At 74.3% G+C, this 21438-nt stretch carries 11 protein-coding genes and 2 pseudogenes; 5 read left to right on the top strand and 8 right to left on the bottom strand.

The window, feature by feature from the left end:
* Position 1: 1 nt before the first annotated feature.
* The 7 genes and pseudogenes from BS72_RS23215 to BS72_RS23185 form a co-directional block, all read right to left on the bottom strand.
* Positions 2-3152 (bottom strand): annotated as a pseudogene (locus BS72_RS23215) (amino acid adenylation domain-containing protein).
* Between the two features lie 61 nt (positions 3153-3213).
* Positions 3214-3714 carry an AMP-binding protein gene (locus BS72_RS39985; RefSeq protein WP_407639003.1) on the bottom strand — a complete coding sequence of 167 codons (501 nt, stop codon included), beginning with the start codon at positions 3712-3714 and terminating at the stop codon, positions 3214-3216.
* 83 nt (positions 3715-3797) lie between these two features.
* Positions 3798-8438 (bottom strand): annotated as a pseudogene (locus tag BS72_RS32665) (amino acid adenylation domain-containing protein); the annotation flags it as partial.
* Positions 8327-9292 carry a condensation domain-containing protein gene (locus tag BS72_RS36705; protein WP_037913234.1) on the bottom strand — a complete coding sequence of 322 codons (966 nt, stop codon included), beginning with the start codon at positions 9290-9292 and terminating at the stop codon, positions 8327-8329. The pseudogene BS72_RS32665 and the gene BS72_RS36705, both read right to left, overlap by 112 nt.
* A gap of 734 nt (positions 9293-10026) precedes the next feature.
* A complete protein-coding gene (locus BS72_RS23195) occupies positions 10027-10272 on the bottom strand; it encodes an MbtH family protein (RefSeq protein ID WP_037913232.1) in 246 nt (81 codons plus the stop codon).
* An 830-nt stretch (positions 10273-11102) separates the two neighbouring features.
* Entirely contained in the window at positions 11103-11930 is an 828-nt protein-coding gene (locus BS72_RS23190; RefSeq protein WP_037913230.1) for a hypothetical protein, read from the bottom strand.
* Positions 11931-12044: 114 nt separating this feature from the next.
* Positions 12045-13553, bottom strand: a complete 1509-nt coding sequence (locus BS72_RS23185; RefSeq protein WP_037913228.1) for a glycoside hydrolase family 3 protein — start codon at positions 13551-13553, stop codon at positions 12045-12047.
* Positions 13554-14206: 653 nt separating this feature from the next.
* Here BS72_RS23185 and BS72_RS23180 point away from each other — a divergent pair.
* The 5 genes from BS72_RS23180 (at position 14207) to BS72_RS23160 (ending at position 20198) form a co-directional block, all read left to right on the top strand.
* Complete coding sequence (locus BS72_RS23180) at positions 14207-15238, top strand: phytanoyl-CoA dioxygenase family protein (protein ID WP_037913226.1); 1032 nt, start codon at positions 14207-14209, stop codon at positions 15236-15238.
* Positions 15239-15333: 95 nt separating this feature from the next.
* A complete protein-coding gene (locus BS72_RS23175) occupies positions 15334-16701 on the top strand; it encodes a DUF6271 family protein (RefSeq protein ID WP_051952007.1) in 1368 nt (455 codons plus the stop codon).
* A gap of 8 nt (positions 16702-16709) precedes the next feature.
* Entirely contained in the window at positions 16710-18020 is a 1311-nt protein-coding gene (locus tag BS72_RS23170; protein WP_078901575.1) for a type III PLP-dependent enzyme, read from the top strand.
* On the top strand, positions 18017-18661 hold the full coding sequence (locus tag BS72_RS23165) for a GNAT family N-acetyltransferase (RefSeq protein WP_037913221.1): 645 nt from the start codon (positions 18017-18019) through the stop codon (positions 18659-18661). Before BS72_RS23170 ends, BS72_RS23165 begins: the two co-directional genes overlap by 4 nt.
* 142 nt (positions 18662-18803) lie before the next feature.
* Complete coding sequence (locus BS72_RS23160; protein ID WP_078901574.1) at positions 18804-20198, top strand: MFS transporter; 1395 nt, start codon at positions 18804-18806, stop codon at positions 20196-20198.
* Positions 20199-20543: 345 nt separating this feature from the next.
* On the opposite strand, the gene BS72_RS23155 is transcribed toward BS72_RS23160, so the two are convergent.
* Positions 20544-21281, bottom strand: a complete 738-nt coding sequence (locus BS72_RS23155; protein WP_037913219.1) for a glucose 1-dehydrogenase — start codon at positions 21279-21281, stop codon at positions 20544-20546.
* Positions 21282-21438 lie beyond the last annotated feature (157 nt).

Below are 21438 nucleotides of genomic sequence, written 5' to 3'. Positions count from 1 at the left end.
GTCAGATACGCCACGATCCGCCGATCCCCCGGCAGGTCCTCCCGCAGCACCACACACACCGCACCCACCCCGAAACGGCCCCCAACACCGCCTCGATCTCCCCCAGTTCGATCCGGAACCCGCGCAACTTCACCTGCGCGTCCACCCGCCCCACATACACCAGCCGACCCCCGGCATCCCACCGCGCCAGATCCCCCGTCCGATACATCCGCCCACCAACCGGACCGTACGGATCAGCCACGAACCGCGACGCACTCAACCCAGGACGCCCCAGATACCCGCGCGCCAACCCCGCACCCGCCAGATACAGCTCCCCCTCCACCCCCGGCGGCACCACCTCCAACCGGTCGTCCAGCACATACGCCCGCATCCCGTCCAACACCCCACCGATCGGCGGCACCCCCGCCTCACCCGCAGACACCAGATGACGGGTCGCGAACGTGGTCGTCTCCGTCGGCCCGTACACATGCCACACCCGCGTCCCCGGGCAGGCCCGAGCCACCCGCGCCAACACCCCGGCGCCGCCGCCTCACCCCCCGCACACACCATCCCCAACCCCGCGAACACCCCCGGATCAACCTCCGCCACCGCGTTGAACAGCGCGGTCGTGAGGAAGAGGGCGCTGATCCGCTCGGTGGCGGCCAGCCGGCGCAGCGCGGGCGGGTCGAGCAGGCCCGGCGGGGCGACGACGATCCGCCCGCCGGTCAGCAGCGGCACCCACACCTCGAACGTCGCCGCGTCGAACGCGAACGCCGAATGCATCAGCACCGCACCCGACACCCCCGCGAACATCGCGTCCCCCGCCAGCGCCACCACATCCGCGTGGCTGACCGCCACCGCCTTCGGCTCACCCGTCGACCCCGACGTGAACATCACATACGCCAACCGCTCACCACCGGGTACGGCCGGCAGGGTCGGCGGGGTGGCGGGGACGGGCGGAGCGGTGGGTACGGTGTCCGCCGGGTTGACGACGAGGACGGGCAGGCCGTCCCGCTCCGCCTCGGCGATCCAGGGGTGGTCGCGCCAGGCCGCGTCGACCAGCACCGCCCGCACCCCGGCCGTCCGCACCGCCTGCCGGACCCGGCCCACCGGCCACCGCCCGTCCACCGGCACATACGCACCCCCGCCCGCACCACACCCAACGCGGCCACCACCTGCCCCGCCGACCGCTCCAACAGCACCGCCACCCCCGACTCCGCACCCACCCCCACACCCACCAGCGCAGCGGCGAGCCGGCCGGAGCGGGCGGCCAGTTCCTCGTAGGTCAGCTCGCCGTACCCGCCGTCGGCCCACGGGTAGCGGACGGCGACGGCGCCGGGGCGGTGCGCCGCCTGCCGCAGGAACGCCGCGGGCAGCGACTCCCCGTCATTTACGGTGAGTTGGGTGCCCTGTCCGAGGGCGAGGACGGCCGTCCGCTCGTCGTCGTCCAGGACCGGGTAGCGGCTCAACGGAAGCCCCGGATCAGCCGCCACCCGGCCCAGCAGACGGGCGAACCTGGACGTCAGCGCCGCCACCGTCCCCGCCTCGAACAGATCGGTCGCGAACTCCACCCCCACATGCAGCCCGCCGCCCTCCCCCACCGGAAGCTCGGTGAACGAGAAGGTGAGGTCGAACTTGCTGATGCCGTGGTGGTGCTGCTCCGCAGTGGCGGTGACGCCGGGCAGGTCCAGCGTGGCGGCCTGCTGGTTCTGCAGGGCCATCATCACCTGGAACAGCGGCGACTGCCCCTGCGTGCGAGTCGGGTTGACCTCGTCTACCAGCCGCTCGAAGGGCAGGTCCTGGTGCTGGTAGGCGCCCAGGTCCGTCTCCCGCACCCGCTCCAGCAGCTCCGCGAACGTCGGGTCCCCACTGAGATCGTTCCGCAGGACGAGCGAGTTGACGAAGAACCCGACCACGTCGTCCAACGCGTCATCCGTACGCCCCGCGATCGGCGTACCGATCGGGATGTCCGTCCCCGCGCCGTGCCCGCTGAGCAGCAGCGCCAACCCGGCCTGGAGCACCATGAACAGACTCGTCCCGCTCTCCCGGGCCAACCCGGTTATGGATGCCAGTAGTTCGGCGTCCCAGTGCGCGAGGTGGGCGTCACCCCCGTGCGAGGCGACGGCCGGGCGCGGCCGGTCCAGCGGCAGCGCGATCTGCTCCGGCAGACCGGCCAACGTGCCTCGCCAATAGGTCAGTTGCTCCGACGCGACACCTTCCGGCCCGTCCAGCAGCTCCCGCTGCCACAGCGCGTAGTCCGCGTACTGCACCGGCAGCGGCGCCCACCGCGCCGCCACACCCGCCGTACGCGCCCGGTACGCCGCCGCGAGATCCCGCACCAGCGGACCCATCGACCACCCGTCCGCCGCGATGTGGTGCACCACCAGCACCAGCGTGTGCACGTCCGGCGCCTCACGGAACAGCCAGACCCGTACGGGGAGGTCCGTCCCCACGTCGAACGGGGTGAGCATGGCGGCGCGGACGGCCCGCCACGGCCAGGTGCGGCCGGCGGTGTCGGGGGTCGCGGCGTCGGCGGGGGCGTTCTCGACGGCGAACGGCACCCGGACCGCCCCCGGGGGCAGCACCTCCTGGTGCGGGGTGCCGTCCACCTCCGGATAGCGGGTGCGCAGCGCCTCGTGCCGGGCCACCACGTCGTCCAGCGCCGCCTGGAGCGCGCCGGCGTCCAGCGGTCCGTCGAGCCGGAGGGTGAGCGGGATGTTGTACGTGGCGCCCGGGCCCTCGAAGCGGTTGAGGAACCACAGGCGGCGTTGCGCGGAGGAGAGCGGCACCAGCTCGGGCCGTCCGGCGGTGGTGAGCCGGGGGCGCGCGGGCCGCGCGCGGTCCAGGACCTGGGCCAGCCCGGCGGCGGTGGGGTGCTCGAAGACGTCGCGTACGGCGAGTTCGGCACCGAGCACCGAGCGGACCCGGCCGGCCAGCCGGGTCGCGAGCAGCGAGTGGCCGCCGAGCAGGAAGAAGTCGTCGTCCACGCCGACGGGCGGGGTGCCGAGGAGGTCGCCGATGAGCCGGCAGAGGGCTTCTTCCTGCGGGGTGCGGGGGGCGCGTCCGCCGGTGGGGGCCTGGGGGGCCGCCGGTCTGGGCAGGGCCCTGCGGTCCACCTTCCCGTTCGGCGTCAACGGCAGCGCGTCCAAGGTGACGAACGCGGACGGCACCATGTACTCCGGCAACGCCCCCGCCAACACCCCCCGCAACTCCCCTCACCCGGCACCGACCCCGTCAGATACGCCACGATCCGCCGATCCCCCGGCAGGTCCTCCCGCAGCACCACACACACCGCACCCACCCCCGACACGGCCCCAACACCGCCTCGATCTCCCCCAGTTCGATCCGGAACCCGCGCAACTTCACCTGCGCGTCCACCCGCCCCACATACACCAGCCGACCACCGGCGTCCCACCGCGCCAGATCCCCCGTCCGATACATCCGCCCACCAACCGGACCGTACGGATCAGCCACGAACCGCGACGCACTCAACCCAGGACGCCCCAGATACCCGCGCGCCAACCCCGAACCCGCCAGATACAGCTCCCCCTCCACCCCCGGCGGCACCACCTCCAACCGGTCGTCCAGCACATACGCCCGCATCCCGTCCAACACCCCACCGATCGGCGGCACCCCCGCCTCACCCGCAGACACCAGATGACGGGTCGCGAACGTGGTCGTCTCCGTCGGCCCGTACACATGCCACACCCGCGTCCCCGGGCAGGCCCGAGCCACCCGCGCCAACACCCCCGGCGCCGCCGCCTCACCCCCGCACACACCATCCCCAACCCCGCGAACACCCCCGGATCAACCTCCGCCACCGCGTTGAACAGCGCCGTGGTCAGGAACGCGGCGGTCAGTCCCTCGGACCGGGTGATGCGGGCCAGGGTGGCCGCCTCCAGGACGCCGGGCGGGGCGACGACGATCCGGCCACCGGACAGCAGCGGCACCCACACCTCGAACGTCGCCGCGTCGAACGCGAAGGCCGAATGCATGAGCACCGCACCCGACACCCCCGCGAACATCGCGTCACCCGCCAGCGCCACCACATCCGCGTGACTGACCGCCACCGCCTTCGGCTCACCCGTCGACCCCGACGTGAACATCACATACGCCAACCGATCACCGCCCCCGACCTCGGGCAGCGGTCCGGGCTCGGCGGGCGAACCGGCCACCACGGTTCCGTCCGGGGCGAGTTCGAGCACCGCCACGCCCTCGGCGGCGGCCTCGGCGATCCAGGGGTGGTCGCGCCAGGCCGCGTCGACCAGCACCGCCCGCACCCCGGCCGTCCGCACCGCCTGCCGGACCCGACCCACCGGCCACCGCCCGTCCACCGGCACATACGCACCCCCCGCCCGCACCACACCCAACGCGGCCACCACCTGCCCCGCCGACCGCTCCAACAGCACCGCCACCCCCGACTCCGCACCCACCCCCACACCGACCAGCGCAGCAGCCAACGTGTCGGCGACGAAGCCCAGTTCGGTGTAGCTGAGGGTGCGGTGGCCGTCCCGCAGGGCGGGAGCGTCCGGGGTGCGGGCGGCCTGGGCAGCGAAGAGGGCCGCGAGGGAGCGCTGGTCGCCGGCCTGCGGACCGCCCTGGCCGAGGGCGAGGACGGCCGTCCGCTCGTCGTCGTCCAGGACCGGGTAGCGGCTCAACGGAAGCCCCGGATCAGCCGCCACCCGGCCCAGCAGACGGGCGAACCTGGACGTCAGCGCCGCCACCGTCCCCGCCTCGAACAGATCGGTCGCGAACTCCACCCCCACATGCAGCCCACCGCCCTCCCCCACCGGAAGCTCGGTGAAGAAGAAGGTCAGGTCGAACTTGGCGACACCGTTGTGCCGGGGCCGTACCTCGGCGGTGAGTCCGGGCAGGTCCAGGACGGCCGCCTCGTGGTTCTGCAGCGCCAGCATCACCTGGAAGAGCGGTGAACGACCCTGCGTGCGGACCGGGTTGAGCTCCTCGACGAGCCGCTCGAAGGGGACGTCCTGGTGCTGGTAGGCGCCCAGGTCCGTCTCCCGCACCCGCTCCAGCAGCTCCGCGAACGTCGGGTCCCCACTGAGGTCGTTGCGCAGGACGAGGGAGTTGACGAAGAACCCGACCAGATCGTCCAGCGCCTCGTCGGTCCGCCCCGCGATCGGCGTGCCGAGGGGGATGTCCGTGCCCGCGCCGTGCCCGCTGAGCAGCAGCGCCAGCGCGGCCTGGAGCACCATGAACAGGCTGGTCCCGGTCTCCCGCGCCAACCCCCGCACGGCGGCGAGCGCGTCGGCGTCGAGGACGGCCTCGTGCACGGCGCCGGCGTGGGAGGCGACGGCCGGGCGCGGCCGGTCCAGCGGCAGCGCGATCTGCTCCGGCAGACCGGCGAGGGCATGGCGCCAGTAGGCCGTCTGTCCGGCCGCCGGCGCTGCTTCCTGGTCGAGTGCCTGGTCGAGGAGTCCCCGCTGCCACAGCGCGTAGTCCGCGTACTGCACCGGCAGCGGCGCCCACTGCGGCGCCCCACCCGCCGTACGCGCCCGGTACGCCGCCGCGAGATCCCGCACCAGCGGACCCATCGACCACCCGTCCGCCGCGATGTGGTGCACCACCAGCACCAGCGTGTGCACGTCCGGGCCCTCCCGCAGCAGCCGCACCCGCAACGGCAGGTCGTTCTCCAGGTCGAAGGGTTCCGTGACCGCCCGCGCGACCCGCTCCTCCGCTCCGCGCGGCGGCACGTCCGTCACCGCCACCCCGGGCACGGCCTCGGCCACCGGCACCACCACCTGAGCGGGCACCCCCGCCACCTCCACGCACCGGGTCCGCAGCGCCTCGTGCCGGCCCACCACGTCGGCCAGCGCGCTCCGCAACGCCGCTACGTCCAGGCCGCCTTCGAGCCGCACCACCAGCGGGACGTTGTACGTCGCGTTCGGCCCCTCCAGCCGCCCCAGGAACCACAGCCGCTGCTGCGCGAACGACAACGGCACCACCTCGGGCCGCGCCCCCGCCGTCACCTCGCGGCGGGCGGCACCGGCCCGCGCCACGGCCCGGGCCAGGCCGGCCGCGGTGCGCCGCTCGAACACGTCGCGCACGGCGAGTTCCACGCCCAGCACCGAGCGGACCCGGCTGACCAGCCGGGTCGCGAGCAGCGAGTGGCCGCCGAGCAGGAAGAAGTCGTCCTCCACCCCCACCTCCGGCAGGCCGAGAAGTTCGGCGACCAGGTCGCGCAGGACCTGCTCCTGCGGGGTGCGCGGCGCCCGTCCGGCCGGTCCGGTCTCCGCGGCGGGGCGCGGCAGGGCCGCGCGGTCGGCCTTCCCGTTGGGGGTGCGCGGGATCGCGTCCAGCGCGACGAACACGGACGGCACCGCGTGCGCGGGCAGCACGGCCGCCAACGCCGCACGCATCACAGCCGGTTCGGGCGGCGGGGCGCCGTCGGAGCCGGTGGTGTAGGCGGTGAGCCTGCGGTCGCCGGGCCGGTCCTCGCGGATCACCGCGCAGGCCGCGCCGACACCCGGAACGGCCGCCAACGCGGCCTCCACCTCGCCGAGTTCGACGCGGAAGCCGCGCAGCTTGACCTGCCCGTCGGCGCGGCCCCCGTAGACCAGCCTGCCGTGCTCGTCCCATCGGGCCAGGTCGCCGGTGCGGTACATACGGGCACCGGGCGGACCGTAGGGGTCGGCGAGGAAGCGGGACGCGGTCAGGCCGGGGCGGCCGAGGTAGCCGCGGGCGACCGCCGGACCCGCCGCGTACAGCTCGCCGACGGCGCCCCGGGGGGCCGGCCGGAGCGCGGCGTCCAGCACGTAGAGGCGGCTGTCGGCCACGGGTGTGCCGATGGGCACGGCGGTGGCCGGGCCGCCGAGGGCCTCGCCGTCCAACGGCTCGGTCATGGTGGCGCAGACGGTCGTCTCGGTCGGCCCGTAGGCGTCGTGGACATGACGACCGGGGGCCCAGCGCCGCACCAGGTCCGGCGTGCTGGCCTCGCCGGCCAGCACGATGCGGGCGCCGGCGAAGGCGGCCGGCTCGGCGGGCAGGGCGGCGAGGACGGCCGGGGTGAGCGTCACGTGGGTGATGCCCTCGCGGGCGGCCAGCTCGGTGAGCCGGGGCCCGGGGAGCAGGTCGGCGGCCCGCGCGAACACCAGGGTGGCGCCCGAGCCGAGGGCCATCGCCAGCTCCCAGAACGCGGCGTCGAAGCTGGGCGAGGCCATCTGCAGCACCCGGGAGCCGGGGCCGACCCGCAGCCGCTCGACCTGGGTGCGGATCAGGCTGTGCACGCCCCGGTGGGTGACGACCACGCCCTTCGGCCGACCGGTGGAGCCGGAGGTGTAGATGACGTAGGCGGGCTGGTCCACGGCGGTGCCGGCCCAGACGGGGTCCGGGTCCGGCGCCGGCTCCTCGGCGCCGGCCGGGGGCTCGGTCGCGGAGTCCGAGGCCAGCAGCAGTTCCTCCAGGACGGTCAGCGGCACGTCCCCGGAGGGCACCGCCGCCACCGCCTCCCGGGAGGCCAGCAGGTGCGCGGGGGCGGCGTCGCCGACCATGAACTCCAGCCGGGCGCGCGGGTATCCGGTGTCCAGCGGCAGGTACGCGGCACCGGCCGCCGCCACGCCCAGCACGGCCGCGGCCCAGTCCACCGACCGCTCCACGGCCACACCGACCACGTCCCCGGCCACCACCCCGTGTTCGGTCAGGTGCCGGCCCACCAGCTCCGCCCGGGCGCGGAGCCGGGCGTAGCCGAGCGACGCGCCCGTGGCGTCGCGGACCGCCTCGGCGTCCGGCGTCGCCGCCGCCCGTGCCGCGAAGAGGGCGCCGAACGAGTCCGGTTCGACGCCGCTCCCGGGTCCGCGGCCCAGCGCCATGAGCTCGGCGGCCTCCGCCGGGTCCAGGCCGGTGAGGCGGCCGACGGGGGTGTCGGGCGTGGCCCGGGACAGGGCGCCCAGCAGCCCGGCGACGGCCCGCTGGTGCGGCCGCAGCTCCTCGGCCGGGTACAGCTCGGGGTCGGCGTCGAAGCCGATCAACGGGCCGGTGTCCTCGTCCCGTTCGGACAGGAACAGGCTCACCTCGTCGACGGGTCCCGTGGACAGGATGTGCGAGCGGGCCGGCACGCCGCCGAAGGCGAGCCCGTAGGCGTACGGCATGATGTTGACGACGAGGCTGGTCATCGTGCCGGCCGTGCCGGTGCCGTGCAGGTCGCGCACCAACTGCTCGCGGGAGTAGCGGCGGTGGCGCAGCGCGCCGCGGATCTCACCGGCCACGGCGGCCACCAGCGTCCCCACCGTGGTGTCGGCGGTGACGGCGATCCGCAGCGGTACGACGTTCGCGGTCATGCCGGCCGTGGCGCGCAGCGCGTTGGCCCGGCCGGTGGTGGTCAGGCCGAGCGTCACCTCGCCCTCGCCGGTGGTGCGGTGGACGTGCAGGGCGACGGCGGCGACGGCCGCGGCCGACCAGGTGGTGCGGGCGGCCCGGCCGATCTCGCGCAAGCCGGCGAGCACCTCGGTCCCCAGGCCCTCCGTGCCGTGCAGCCCGCGCCTGAGCACGGCGGCCCTGGCCCGGCCGCCGTCTCCGTTCCTGTCCTCGTTTCCGTCCCCGTTTCCGTCCCCGTTTCCGTCCCCGTTTCCGTCCCCGTTTCCGTCCCCGCCGCCCGTTGCCGGGCCGGGGGTACGGGGCGGCGCGGGGTGAGCGGTTCGGCCGCGCCCGGGTGCGGGAAGCGGCTGGTCCAGTAGGCGCGGTCGCGGTCGGCCTCCGGGGACGCGGCGTAGGAACGGTCGTCCGCGACCAGCGCGCGCAGCCCCTCGGCCGGACCGGCGGGATCGGCGGGATCGGCCACCGGGGACGATGGCGCGGGCTGCCCGGCGAGGACCGCGTTGTACAGCTCGGCGATCCGCCCGTGCAGCACGGACACGCCCAGGCCGTCCACGACGAGGTGGTGGTAGCGCGAGTACCAGAGGTGGTGGTCGGGGGCGAGCCGGAGCAGCGCGTGGTGGAAGAGGTCGCCGCGGACGGCGACCTCACCGGGGGTGGCGAGGTCGGCGGCGGTGTACGCCTCGGCCGCCGCCCACGGGTCGGGGTGCCCGCTGAGGTCGACCACCTCGGGCGGCACCGGTCGGACCGGCAGCAGCCGCTGGTGCGGCACGGCCTCGACGGTGGTGAACTCGACGTGCAGCGCCTGGTGTTCGGCGACGGCTCCGGCCACGGCGGCCCGGAACACCGACTCGTCGATCGGGCCCCGCAGTTCGAAGCACTCGGCGATGTTGTACTTCGGGCTGCCGGGGTCGAGGTGCTGGCCGAACCACACGCCCTGCTGCGCCTGGGTCAGCGGGAGGGTCGTGAAGTCCTGTACTGGCATGGCGAATCCACCATTCGTGCGAGCCGTGGGGTAGCTGAGGACATGGGCGTGCGGGTGGGCACGGGGCGCGCGGCACCCATGCGCAGGTGGGGCGTCGGCATGGGCCCGGCGCTCGGCCGGCTCGGGGCGGGGGCGGTGGCCTGCCCGCCGGACCGTCGCGCGGGGTGGGAGACGGGGACGTGAAGGGAAGTGCGGCTCGTGCGGGGCGCGCGCCCTGGCGCGGGCACCGGTACGTACGGGCCCCGTACGGCTTCCGGCGTTCCGGAGCGCGTCGTGCTCCGGGCGGGGCCGCGTGGGGTCGGTCCGCGCCGGGCCGACAGGGCGGAGGTGCGGGAAGGCGGGGAGTACGGGAGTACGGAGGGAGCGAGCGGCGAGGGCCGCGGCCGTGCGGCGTGTGCCGTGGTGGGAGTGGTCGCGTGGGGCTCGGCGGCCCACGGCCACGTCAGGCGTCCGGCGCGGGTGGCCGTCCGACCGGTGCCGGCGAGCTGGGCCCAGGACCTGTACGGGACCATGCGGGACCGGTCCGGAACGGCGCGCCGGTCGGCTCCCCCCGACCGACATGACCGCCCCGGCAGGCCCCGCTGTCCCGCTGGGCTCGGACAGGACCCTGAGACCGTTCCCGTCCGGTCCCGGCCTGCCCGGTCCCGGCCGTCCGGTCGCGGCCGTCCGGTCGCGGCCCGCGGGCTGCGGGTCGCGACCGGTCTCGGCGCCGGACCGGGCGGGGCCGCGCCAGGTCAGGCGGGCTGCGCCGGGTGCACACCCTCCCGGGCGTCGGCGTCCATGGCGGCGGCCAGGCTGGCCGGTCGCATGTCGGTCCAGGTCTCCTCCACGAAGCGCAGGCACTCCGCTTGGGAGTTCTCGGCGAGCGCCACCTGCCATCCGGCCGGCACCGTGGCACCCGCCGGCCAGAGGGAGTACTGCCGCTCGTCATTCACCAGGACAAGGAAACGCCCGTTTTCGTCGTCAAACGGATTGGCCATCGAAGACCCCCCAATGTTCCGTGCGGACAACTGAGTATTCGCTTTCGCGTACGACGGGTTAGCGTACAGGAGCTGTTCGGGTGATTCCGGAAATTGCGCCGCCTCCTCGGACATGGCCGATACGACGCGGTCCCGCCCTCAGCGGCCGAACTCCGCCCCACCGTCCGCGGCGGGCCGGAATGACTCCGCGCCCGGCGCCCGACACCTGCCCTCCATCAGCGCCAAGGCCCTCACCAGCGCGTTCATCAGCCATCCACCCAGAGGCCGCCTGGACATAGCAAATAAATCCATGGCCATCGCATGCCCTCTTGTTACGGCATCATCCACCGTCCGAAAATCTCTGCGGATACCTGGAGCACAAAACGGCCGAGTTTCGGCCTCCCGCAAAGAGGTGTCAATCATGCCCCGACACATGTGAATGGCATAGGCCATCGGGTACACGTCGAACAGAAAATGAAAACAAATGATCCCCGGCGACCGTATACGATCGCTTCACTTTCACCAGGGCGTGCGCATACACCATTCGTCACACCGGAGCCACCGGCTTCTTCCTGAGGCAAGGGGGGCGTACTCGCCCCACCCGGCCGCGCGCCTCCACTTCCGTTTTTGCGCGCCCCCGGGGCGGTATCCTCCGCCCCGCCTCCCGGCCACCCGTCCCGCCCCACGCCCGGCCCGCGCGCCCCACGGCCAGCGCCGGCGCGCCGGCGCGCTCGCCCACGCGGCCATCCCGATGTCGTACCGCTCGAAGCCCCTTCTGCCAAGCCTCTGGCACCGCCTTGGCCTGGACGCCGCCGTCCCGACCCGCCCGGTCCGGCGGCCGGCCGGCGCGGTCACCGGTGCCGCACCCACACGTTGGGCTCGACCAGTTCGCCGCGGTCCGCGGCACGGTCGATGACGACGGGGGTGAGCGCCCCGGGGACGACGTAGCTGCCCGAGGCCGGGAGGGCGAACCCGGTCCACCGCTCCCACTCGGCGACGGTGCCGGTCATCACCATCGAGCGCTCAGCCACTCCCAGAACCCGGGCGCCCATGCCCACGTGGAGCCGCAGCCACGGGTCGAAGGGCGTCCCGTCCGCGCGGGTCCACGCCGCGTACTCGGCCATCGGCGTCAGCGGGTACCGCGCCTTGAGGGTCGGCCGTACCGGGGCGATCACCCGGCTCAGCCCGGCCCGCGCACCGGCGTCGGCGAGTTCGGTGAGCACCCGCGCGGCGAGCCCCTGCCCGCGCAGGTCGTCCCGTACCTGGGCGGCGGCGATCACGAGGGTGTCCGGCACGCGCCGGGCATCCCGCGCGCGCCGGGCGTCCTGCGCGCCGTGCCGGTCCTGCGCGCCATGCCTTCCCAGCGTGCCGGAGGGGTCCGGCGCGCCTCCGCGCTCGCGCAGCTCCACGGCGCGCGCCAGCGCGTCGTCGTAGCCGCCGGGCAGGTCGCGGGCGGTCCCGTCCCACCGGACGGGCACGCCCCAGCCGCCGGCCGCGATCCGGTCCCGGCCGTCCACCAGGAGCAGGTTCAGCCCGGCGAACCAGCTCCGGACGCGCTCCATGTACCGGTCGGCGACCGCGTCGTGGAAGGCGAACTCGGGCCAGCCCGCGCTGAAGATCCCGTCGGCTTGGGCGTGCAGGTCGGGGCGGTCGTCGAAGACGAGCGGTCGCAGCTCCATGGCGCGGCAGCGTACGGCGTCGTGCCGCCCGCGCCCCCCGGCTTCCCGGCTTCCCGGCCGGCCGACGGTCCCGCCTCCGGGGAGCCGGCGGGTTCCCCCTCCGGGGACGGTCGCTCAGACCGCCCCCGCCAGCACCTCCGCCGCCGCGACGCCGGACGCGGCCGTGGCGCCGTGGGTGTAGATGCGGACCGCGCCGGGGACCGGGGCGGGCAGGCCCATCTCCACCACGATCGCGTCGGAACGGGTCCGGGTGAGCTCGGCCAGCGCGTCGGCCATCCACGGGTTGCGGGCGGCGTCCCGGACCACCACGACCAGCGGGCGGCCGACGGCGGGCCGCAGCCCGTGGGCGTCCAACCTGGCCTCACCGGAGACCAGTTGCTCCGGGTGGAGGCGGACGAAGGTGGTGCCGGGCACCCGCTCGCGCAGCGGGGCGCCGACTCCCCACGGGGTCTCCTTGGCGATGGCCAGGTGCGTGGCGGGGACCAGTTCGACGACGTGCGGCGGCGCGGCCAGCGGCAGCACGTCCGCGGCCGCCCCCTCGATCCGGACGGCGCGGCGGGCGGCGGTGTAGCCGATGTCGCCGATGACCGGGTCGACCGGCACCGAGCGGCTCAGGTCGGTCGCCCAGCCGGCCAGGTCCTGGACCCGCTTGGACGCCTCCGCCAGCCGCTCCTCGGGGAGTTCACCGCTGACGACGGCCTCGGCCAGCGCGTCCACGAGGGTCGCCGCGGTCTCGGGCTCGGCGTGCTCGCCGCCCACGCACACCGCGTCGGCGCCGGCCGCCACGGCCCGTACGGTGGCGCCGCCGAAGCCGTACCGTTCGGTGACGGCCCCCATCTCGATGGCGTCGGTGACGATCAGGCCGTCGAAGCCGAGTTCGGTGCGCAGCAGGTCGCCGAGGATGCGCGGACTGAGGGTGGCCGGCAGGTCCGGGTCGTGGGCCGGTACCAGCAGGTGCCCGCTCATCACCGCGCGCACCCCGGCGGCCAAGGCGGCGCGGAACGGCGGCAGCGACTGGGCGGCGATCTCCTCGGCGGGGGCGTCGTAGCTGGGCAGCCCGTGATGGGAGTCGACGGCGGTGTCACCGTGGCCGGGGAAGTGCTTGGCGCAGGCGGCCACCCCCGCGGACTGGAGGCCGCGCACCCAGGCCGCCGCGTGCCGGGAGACCAGCTCGGGGTCGGCGCCGAAGGAGCGCACGCCGATCACCGGGTTGTCCGGGTTGGAGTTGACGTCCACGCTGGGCGCGTAGTCGAGGTTGACCCCGGCCAGGTGCAGTTGCCGGCCGAGGTCGCGCGCGACGGCCTCGGTCAGTTCGACGTCGTCGACCGCGCCGAGCGCGTAGTTGCCCGGCCGGCTGGAGCCGACGGCCGACTCCATGCGGGTGACGTCGCCCGCCTCCTCGTCGATGGCGATGATCAACGACGGGTTCTCCGACCGCAGTTGGGCGGTGAGCTGGGCCACCTGCTGCGGCGAGACGATGTTGCGGGAGAAGAGGACGACGGAGGCCAGGCCTTCGGCGATGTCCCGCAGCACCCAGTCCGGCGCCTCCGTGCCCACGAAGCCCGGCTGGAGCACTGACCGTGCGAGCCGTCGCAGCTCCTTGCTGTGTGTGCGGTCGGACATCAGCTGCGCCTTCCGGTCAGTTGGCTGCGCGGCGACGACACCGCGACCTCTTGGTACAGACCAATGGATAGTGGCCTAGTCCAATTGTCGATGTCAAGGAACGTTCCCCCAGCTCCCAACCCTCCCTCGCGCGGCATTATCTGACGCTCCATCGGACGGCTTCCTGGATCTTGCCGAAGCTTCTGTTGACATGCTCCACTGGTCTAGCCCATTTTATTGAGGCGCGAGTTCAACGTGTTCAGCGAGTTCAGCAAGGTAAGTGGAGTGCGCCCGCCTTGGCGGACGGGCACGACGGCCGGGCCGGGAGGCACCGGCGGCCGCCCACGGCCCCAGCGGTGGCGAGGACTCAGGGAGAGCGGAAGACTGGTGCGGTGTCAGCGGAGCCCGGAGACCCCTGGGGTGAGCCGGAACGGCGACGCCGTTCGTCCGTCCGGTCCTGTGGCCGCGACCACGGCTGACGCCGGCCCACCCATCGCCCGCGCGCCACGACCATCGGCCCTTCCGACCGGCTGAGCCCTTCCCGGCGACAGACCTCCGCACGCATCCGCGGACACCCCCGAAGTGCCGCCCCACCGGCCGAAACGGGCTCCTGCCCCACCGGGAGCGACCGGAGCGATCCGCTCACCCATCCGATCCTTGGAGAGCACACCGCCATGCCGGCGCCCTACCTCTACCGTGCCGCTTCGGACATCCCCTACTTCAGCTCGGACGGCGAGACCTACCTCGCCCAGACCCAGCTGCGCGACCTGAAGAAGACCAGAGAGCTGCGGGTGCTCTCCCAGGAGCAGTTCGACTCCTGGCAGACCTACGGATACGTGGTGGTGCCGGAGGCCATCACCCGCGAGGCGGCCGGCCGGCTGCTGGACTTCGCCTGGGACTTCCAGGCCATGGACCCCGACCGCCCCGACACCTGGTACGAGGACCGCGAGTGGCGCTCCGACCTCGACCGAGAGCTGCACGTCTACGGCTTCGTCGAGGCGTACCAGCACCAGCTGATCTGGGACAGCCGGCAGAACCAGCGGGTCTACGACGCGTTCGTGGACGTCTGGGACTGCGAGGAGCTGTGGGTCACCCTCGACCGGCTCAACCTCAACCCGCCCAACATCAGGAACCGTTCGCGCGAGCACATCGCCACCACCGACCGCGGCTTCGACATCAACCTGCACTGGGACGTCGACACCACCCTCGGCGTGCTGCCGCAGCGGGTGCAGGGCATCATCGCGCTCGCCGACACCTCCGCCGAGATGGGCGGCTTCCAGTGCGACCCCGAGCTGTTCAGGCGGTTCGAGAAGTGGCGCGCCCTCGCCCCCGACGACCGCGACCCGATCCGGCCCTCCGTCGACCCGGACGAGTTCCCCGTCGTACGCCCTGAGTTGAAGGCCGGAGACCTGCTCATCTGGAACGGTCTGCTGGCCCACGGCGTGGCGCCGAACACCTCGGAGAACGGGGTCCGCTCCTGCCAGTACCTGTCGATGATGCCGGCCCTGGAGGGCCACGAGGAGCTGCGCCGCTCCCGGATCGACTCCTGGCAGAACCTGACGACCCCCGGGTGGAACGGGACACTGCTGGGCGACGCGCACAAGCACGAGTCGCTGCGCTACGGAGCCGCCGAACTGACCGAACTGGGAGCCAAGTTGCTGGGCAGCGAGTCCTGGCACCCCGGCGCCGGGCAGCGGGACCTGTGAGCGCGGGAAGCCTGGGCGCCGGCCCCGCCGCGCGGGCGGCAGCCGCCGCGGACAGGCCCGCCGCCCCTGCCGCGGACAGCGCCGCGGACGCCGCCGTGACCACGGCCGCGGACGCCACCGCCGACGCCACCACCAGGACCGGCGCCACCCCGCGCCGGATCTGCCTGGCCCTCCCGACCAACCGGGCCTGCGCGCCCGCCGTCACCGCGATCGGCGGCGAAGCCGCCTACGCCGCACGGAAGTTCGGCGTCGAGGTGCACCTGGTGGTGCTGGACTCCAGCACGTCCGGGGAGTTCGCCGAGCACGCCGCCGCCCTGGCCGCGCTGCCGCCGGCGCCGCGGGTCGTCGTCCACCACCTGGACGAGGAGCGGCAGCGGGACTTCCTGCGCGCGACCGTAGAACGCTCCGGCCTGGCCAAGCCCGAGCTGCTGCTGGAGCTGATGCTGCCGGCGGCGCTGTCGTACGGGGCCTGCACCAACCGGGCGTTCCTCGTCGCCGCCGCGCTGGGCTGCGCCTCGGTGCACCGGCGCGACTCCGACAGCCGCTACCAGGAGTTCGCGGGACGGCCGGCCTACCCGGTCCACCACGAGCTGGCGGCCCTCGGCCGCCCGGCGGCGGAGGTGGCCGACTCGGTGGACGCCGTCGAGCTGGACCCGTCGCACGCGGCCAAGCCGGTGACGATGGCGGCGGCTTCGTTCATCGGTGAGATGTCGGTGGACATCGAGGACATGCGCGGCACCGACCTGGACGCCTACCTGGAGGTGGTCGGCCTGTGGGCGCCCGCCGACTGGCCGGCGGAGCGGAAGCGGGAGCTGGCCGCCGAGTCGTTCCTGGGCGCGGGCACCGAGCCGTTCACCGGCGACCGCACCCTGCTGTCGCTGGTGGACCCGATGCGGGTGGACATGTGCAACATCGCCTTCCACCGCGTCCACGAGCAGGTGCCGCTGCCCCCGGCCACCGACACCATCGGCAGCGACTACTTCCTCATCCACCTCGTGCCGGACTCCACCCTCCCCGGCGTGCTCCACAACCGGCACATCGTCAACTACTACACGGGCGAGCGCCGCACCGACGCCGGCTTCCTCGCGTACCAGCTGCGGTTCGTGAAGTTCTTCCTGTCCATGCTGTACTTCAACGCCGTGTACGACCGGATGGGGGCGGCCGGCGAGGCGTTGCTGGATACCGGCTACCGGGTACGGGCCGACGTGGTCGCGCGGTACGTGCGGGAGAGCGCCGGGCTGGACCGTACGGAGAACGCGGAGCGGCTGGACGTCGTCGACCGCTGCTACCGGGCACTGGGCGGGCGGTACGCGGCGGTCGCCGACGAGGTGGCCGCGCGCCGGGAGCGGCTGCTGGACGAGGCGCAGCAGGACGCGGCGGACTTCGCCCTGCTCATCGAGGGGTGGGGCGATCTGGTCGCAGCCGCCAGGGCCACCGGTCTGCCGGTCCGGACGAACGGCTGAGCGGCGCGATGTCCGAAGCGATATCCGAAGTCGTACCCGACGCGGTGCCCGAATCCGCATCCGACGCGGTGCCCGAATCCGCCGACTCGACGAGTCCGCCGGTGACCGTATATGACGATCCGTCATCACAGCTCGGAAGCGGCGCGCTCAGCGCGGAGTTGCGGGCCGGCCTGGCCGCCGCCGAGGAGGACCGGATCGTCCTTGACCTCGGCGGGGTGCGCGCCCGTTACACCACCCTGGTCCGTGAACTGCCGGGCGTGGACGTGCGGTTCGCGATGAAGTCGTGCCCGGTCCAGGAGGTCGTCGGGGGCCTGGCCCGGCTCGGTGCCGGGGTGGACGCGGCCAGCCCGCGGGAGATCGAGGAGGCGCTGCGGGCGGGGGTTCCCGTCGACCGCGTCCACTACGGCAACACCGTCAAGTCCGACGAGAACATCGCCGCCGCCCACCGCCTGGGCGTGTCGCTCTTCGCCACCGACAGCCCGCAGGACCTCGCGGCACTCGCCCGGATCGCCCCGGGCGCGCGGGTGTTCGTCCGGCTGGCCACCGACGGGCACGGCTCGCTGTGGGGCCTGACCGGCAAGTTCGGCTGCTCCGCCGCCGAGGCCGTCGCGCTGCTGGAGCGGGCCCGCGGCCTCGGCCTGGTGCCGTCGGGCGTGTCGGTGCACGTCGGGTCGCAGCAGATGACGGCCGAGGCGTGGCAGGCGGCGTTCGAGCGGATCGCGGACGTGTTGGGGGCGCTGGCCGCGCGCGGTGTCGCGCTCGACCACGTCAACCTCGGCGGCGGGCTGCCCGCGCAGGGGTACCTGGACCGGTACGGGCGGCAGCTGGACCCGCCGCTGGACAAGATCCTGCGGGTGATCCGCGAGGGCATGCACGCCTGCCGCCAGGTGCCGGGCCACGACCTGGGCTTCGTGATGGAACCGGGCCGCCACCTGGTCGCGGACAGCGGCGCCGTCCGGGCCCGGGTCGCCCGGATGACCACCCGGCGCGGCCCGGACGGCGAGCCGCACCGCTGGCTCTTCCTGAGCTGCGGACGGTTCAACGGCCTGTACGAGATGGACCAGGTGCAGTACCGCCTGGTCTTCCCCACCCATCCCGGCGCGGACACCGTGCCGGCGGTGGTGGCCGGGCCAACCTGCGACAGCGACGACGCCTTCGGCCACGACGGCCCGCACGGCCTGGTCCGGGTGCCGCGCGCGCTGGCCTCCGGCGACCCGGTGTGGGTGCTGTCGGCCGGCGCGTACGCGGTCAGCTACACCACCATGGGGTTCAACGGCTTCGACCCGCTGCCCTACGTGTGCGTCGGCGGTGCGCCGTGACCCGCGCGCCGTCCACCGCCCCGGCGCGCGTCCGGCAGCTCCGGGACGGCGACTGGGGCGGCGTAGCGGCCCTGGAGGCCGCCGTGTACGGGCCGCTCGGGCTGTCGGAGGGACGGGCCGCGCTGGAGTCGCGCGGCCGGTCCTCCCCCGGCACCTGCTTCGTCCTGGACCGGGACCGGGACCTGGACCGTTACCCGGACGCCGGGGCCGCGCCCGGCTCCCCGTACGCCGCGCCCGGCTCCCCGCCCACCCCGGCCGGCTACCTGCTGGCGCTGCCCTACCCCGAGGGCGCCTCCCCCGACCTGCGGCGACCGGAGCGGACCGTACACCGCTGCGGCAACCTCCACCTGCACGACATGGCGGTCGCCCCGGATCTGCGCGGCAGGGGACTCGGCGGACGGCTGCTGCGGCACCTCACAGCCGTCGCGCGGGCCGGCGGGTTCGAGCGGATCTCCCTGGTCGCGGTGGGCGGCAGCGAGTCCTTCTGGTCCGCGCGGGGCTTCACCGCCCGCCCGGGGCCGCCGCCCCGCGGCGGGTACGGCCCGGCCCCGGTGTACATGTCCATGGCCGTACGGGCCGAGGTACCGACCGCCCTTCCGACACCGTCCGGCCGCGCCCCCCGCGACCCGGCACCCCGGTGAGGCGGACAGACACGGCGAGCCGGACGATCCCGGTGGTCCGGACAACCTCGGTGGCCCGGACGAGCCCCACCGTCCCGACGGCCCCCACCACCGCCACGATCCCCACCACCCCCACGACCCCGACGAGATGGGCTGACACGCAATGATCAGCGAGGCCGCCGGCTCCCCGGTCCCCGCAGAACCCGGTACGGCGACGGTTCCGCCGCAGGCCGCGCCCGGCCCGGACCCACTGGCGGAGAGCGACAGCCCGGCGACCGGCGGCGAACCCGCCGCGCCCCTGGGTACGGCGCCCGCCGGCCGGTGGGCCGGCCTCCTCCCGGTCCGCGGCAACGCCTTCCGCCGCAGCCAGTTCGCCATCGCCGCGCTGTTCTGCTCCCTCGGCTTCCAGTACGCCACGTGGGCCTCCCGGCTGCCCGCGCTCAAGTCGCGGCTGGACCTGTCCACCGCCGAGGTGGGCCTGCTGCTGATGTCCACGGGGATCGGGGCGGCGGTCTCCTTCCCGCTGGTGGCCTGGCTGATGAAGCGCTGGGGGTCGCGCCTGCTCGCCCTGGTGTCCGCGCTCTGCCTGGCCCTGCTGCTCCTCGCCCTGGCCGCCGCGCCCGACTACCCCGTGGCACTGGTGGTGATGCTCTGCGACGGCGTCCTCGTCGGCGGCCTCAACGTCTCGATGAACGCGCAGGGCGCGGCACTTGAGGCCCTGCACCAGCGCAACGCCATGGCCAGGCTGCACGCCGTGTTCAGCGGCGGCTCGCTCGCCGCCGCGCTCGTCGCCTCGGCCATGAACGCGATCACCTCGCGGGTGGCCGTCCACTTCACCGTGGCCACCGTCCTGTTGCTGCTCCTGCTGGCGTACGCCCGCCCGGCGCTGCTCACGAACGCGCAGACGCGGGCGGCGGCCGACCCCTCGGAAGCGGAGGCCGGGGCGGCCGAGGAGACGACGGGATCGCCCCGGGAACAGCCCGACTCGGGCCCGAAGAAGAGCCGTTGGGCCGTCCCGACGGCGATGACGCTGTGGATGGGCGTCGCCATGGTCTTCGGCACGGTCACCGAGGGTGCAATGAACGACTGGTCCGCCCTCTACATGAAGGACGTCGCGAGGGCCTCGGCGGAGGTGGCCCCGATGGGCATCGCCGTCTTCTCGGTGATGATGGTGCTGGCCCGGATCTTCGCCGACGGCTGGCGCGCCCGCTGGGGCGACGGCCCGGTGGTCCGCGTCGGCAGCGCGCTGGCCGGCCTCGGCCTGGCCCTGGCGCTGCTCAGCGGCGGCGCCGTCCCCGCTCTGCTGGGCTTCGCCTGCGTGGGCCTGGGCATCGCCGCCGTCACCCCGTGCGTGTACGTGGCGGCGGCCCGCCACGGCTCGGACGCGTTGACACTGGTGGCCGCGATGGGCACGACGGGCCTGCTCGGCGGTCCGCCCGTGGTCGGATTCATCGCCAACGGCGCCGGACTGGTCTGGGGCCTGGGCGCGGTGGCGTGCTGCGCCGTCGTCGTCTCCCTCTGCGCGATCCGCATCCGCTGGACGGCACCCACCCCCTGACCCGACCGCGCCCAGCACGCGGACTGGCGGCGCCCCGGGCCCGGTCGGGTGAGGTTCGGGAGAACGGCCCGCGCCACATCGAGCTGATCCCGCCCGGGGGAACGCCCGGCGCCGCGCGCACCGTGCTCCTCACCGCCCACGCACCCACGCACCCACGCACCCACGCACCCACGCACCCACGCACCCACGCACCCACGCACCCACGCACCCACGCACCCACGCACCCACGCCACGATCCCGCGCTCTGACCCCGGCACGCCCGGAACTCCGCGCGTGAGGCGCGCCCCGTACCGGCCAACCTCGGTACGGGGCGGTCTCGTTCAGGGATGGTTCGCGGCGGTCGGTTCAGCCGAGGCCGCCGGTCGCCATCAGGTTGCCGCCGGTGATCCAGCGGCCGTCGGGGCCGACGAGGAAGGCGACGACGTCGGCGATGTCGGACGGCTCGCCCAGCCGGCCCAGCGGCGTCATGCCGGCCACCGCCTGGAGGGCCTCCGGCGGGTTGACGGCCCGCAGGAGATCGGTGTCCGTCGCGCCGGGCGAGACGGTGTTGGCGGTGATGCCGCGCGGCCCCAGCTCCCAGGCGGCTGCCGCCGTCAACTGCTCGATCGCGGCCTTGCTGGCCATGTACGGCCCGATGCCGGGGGCGGGGCGGGCGGTGTTCAGCGTGGAGACGGTGACGATCCGGCCGCCGTCCCGCATCCGCTGCGCGGCGTGGCGGAGGGTCAGGAAGACCGACCGGGTGTTGACCTCGAAGACCTTGTCGAACAGCTCGGTCTCCGTGTCGGCGAGTGCGACGCGGGGGTGGGAGAGGGCGGCGTTGTTGACGAGGATGTCCAGCCCGCCGAGGTGCTCCTCGGCGGTCTCCATCAGCTCCTGGGCGGCTCCGGGTTCGGCCAGGTCGGCCCGGACGGCCCGGACGTTCCCGCCGTCGGCGGCCACCTCGCGGACGACCTCGGCGGCGGCCTCCTCGTTGGAGGCGTAGTTGAAGACGACGCTCGCACCGTCGCGGCACAGCCGTTCGACGATCGCACGGCCGATACCCCGCGATCCCCCGGTGACGACGGCGGCTTTACCTTCCAGCACGGCACTCTCCTCCCGTTGTGCCCGCGGTCGCGGGGGGCACCGAACGTACTGGCGTCCGGGTCCTCGCGCAGCGTCTTACGCCGAGCGCGATACGTCCTGTACGGACCGGCGACGCGGGCAGGAGACTGGTGCTCTTTGCGTACGGTAAGCGATCACG

This window comes from Actinacidiphila yeochonensis CN732 (assembly GCF_000745345.1).
Taxonomy (GTDB): domain Bacteria; phylum Actinomycetota; class Actinomycetes; order Streptomycetales; family Streptomycetaceae; genus Actinacidiphila; species Actinacidiphila yeochonensis.
Note: the sequence above shows the minus strand (reverse complement) of the source record. Positions and strands in the feature narration are given on the sequence as shown.

Excerpts from the sequence above, each read along its gene's own strand:
- BS72_RS36705 (WP_037913234.1), bottom strand. The coding sequence starts at position 9,292 with ATGCCAGTACAGGACTTCACGACCCTCCCGCTGACCCAGGCGCAGCAG.
- BS72_RS23160 (WP_078901574.1), top strand. The coding sequence starts at position 18,804 with ATGATCAGCGAGGCCGCCGGCTCCCCGGTCCCCGCAGAACCCGGTACG.
- BS72_RS23185 (WP_037913228.1), bottom strand. The coding sequence starts at position 13,553 with ATGTCCGACCGCACACACAGCAAGGAGCTGCGACGGCTCGCACGGTCA.
- BS72_RS23170 (WP_078901575.1), top strand. The coding sequence starts at position 16,710 with ATGTCCGAAGCGATATCCGAAGTCGTACCCGACGCGGTGCCCGAATCC.
- BS72_RS23190 (WP_037913230.1), bottom strand. The coding sequence starts at position 11,930 with ATGGAGCTGCGACCGCTCGTCTTCGACGACCGCCCCGACCTGCACGCC.
- BS72_RS23180 (WP_037913226.1), top strand. The coding sequence starts at position 14,207 with ATGCCGGCGCCCTACCTCTACCGTGCCGCTTCGGACATCCCCTACTTC.
- BS72_RS23195 (WP_037913232.1), bottom strand. The coding sequence starts at position 10,272 with ATGGCCAATCCGTTTGACGACGAAAACGGGCGTTTCCTTGTCCTGGTG.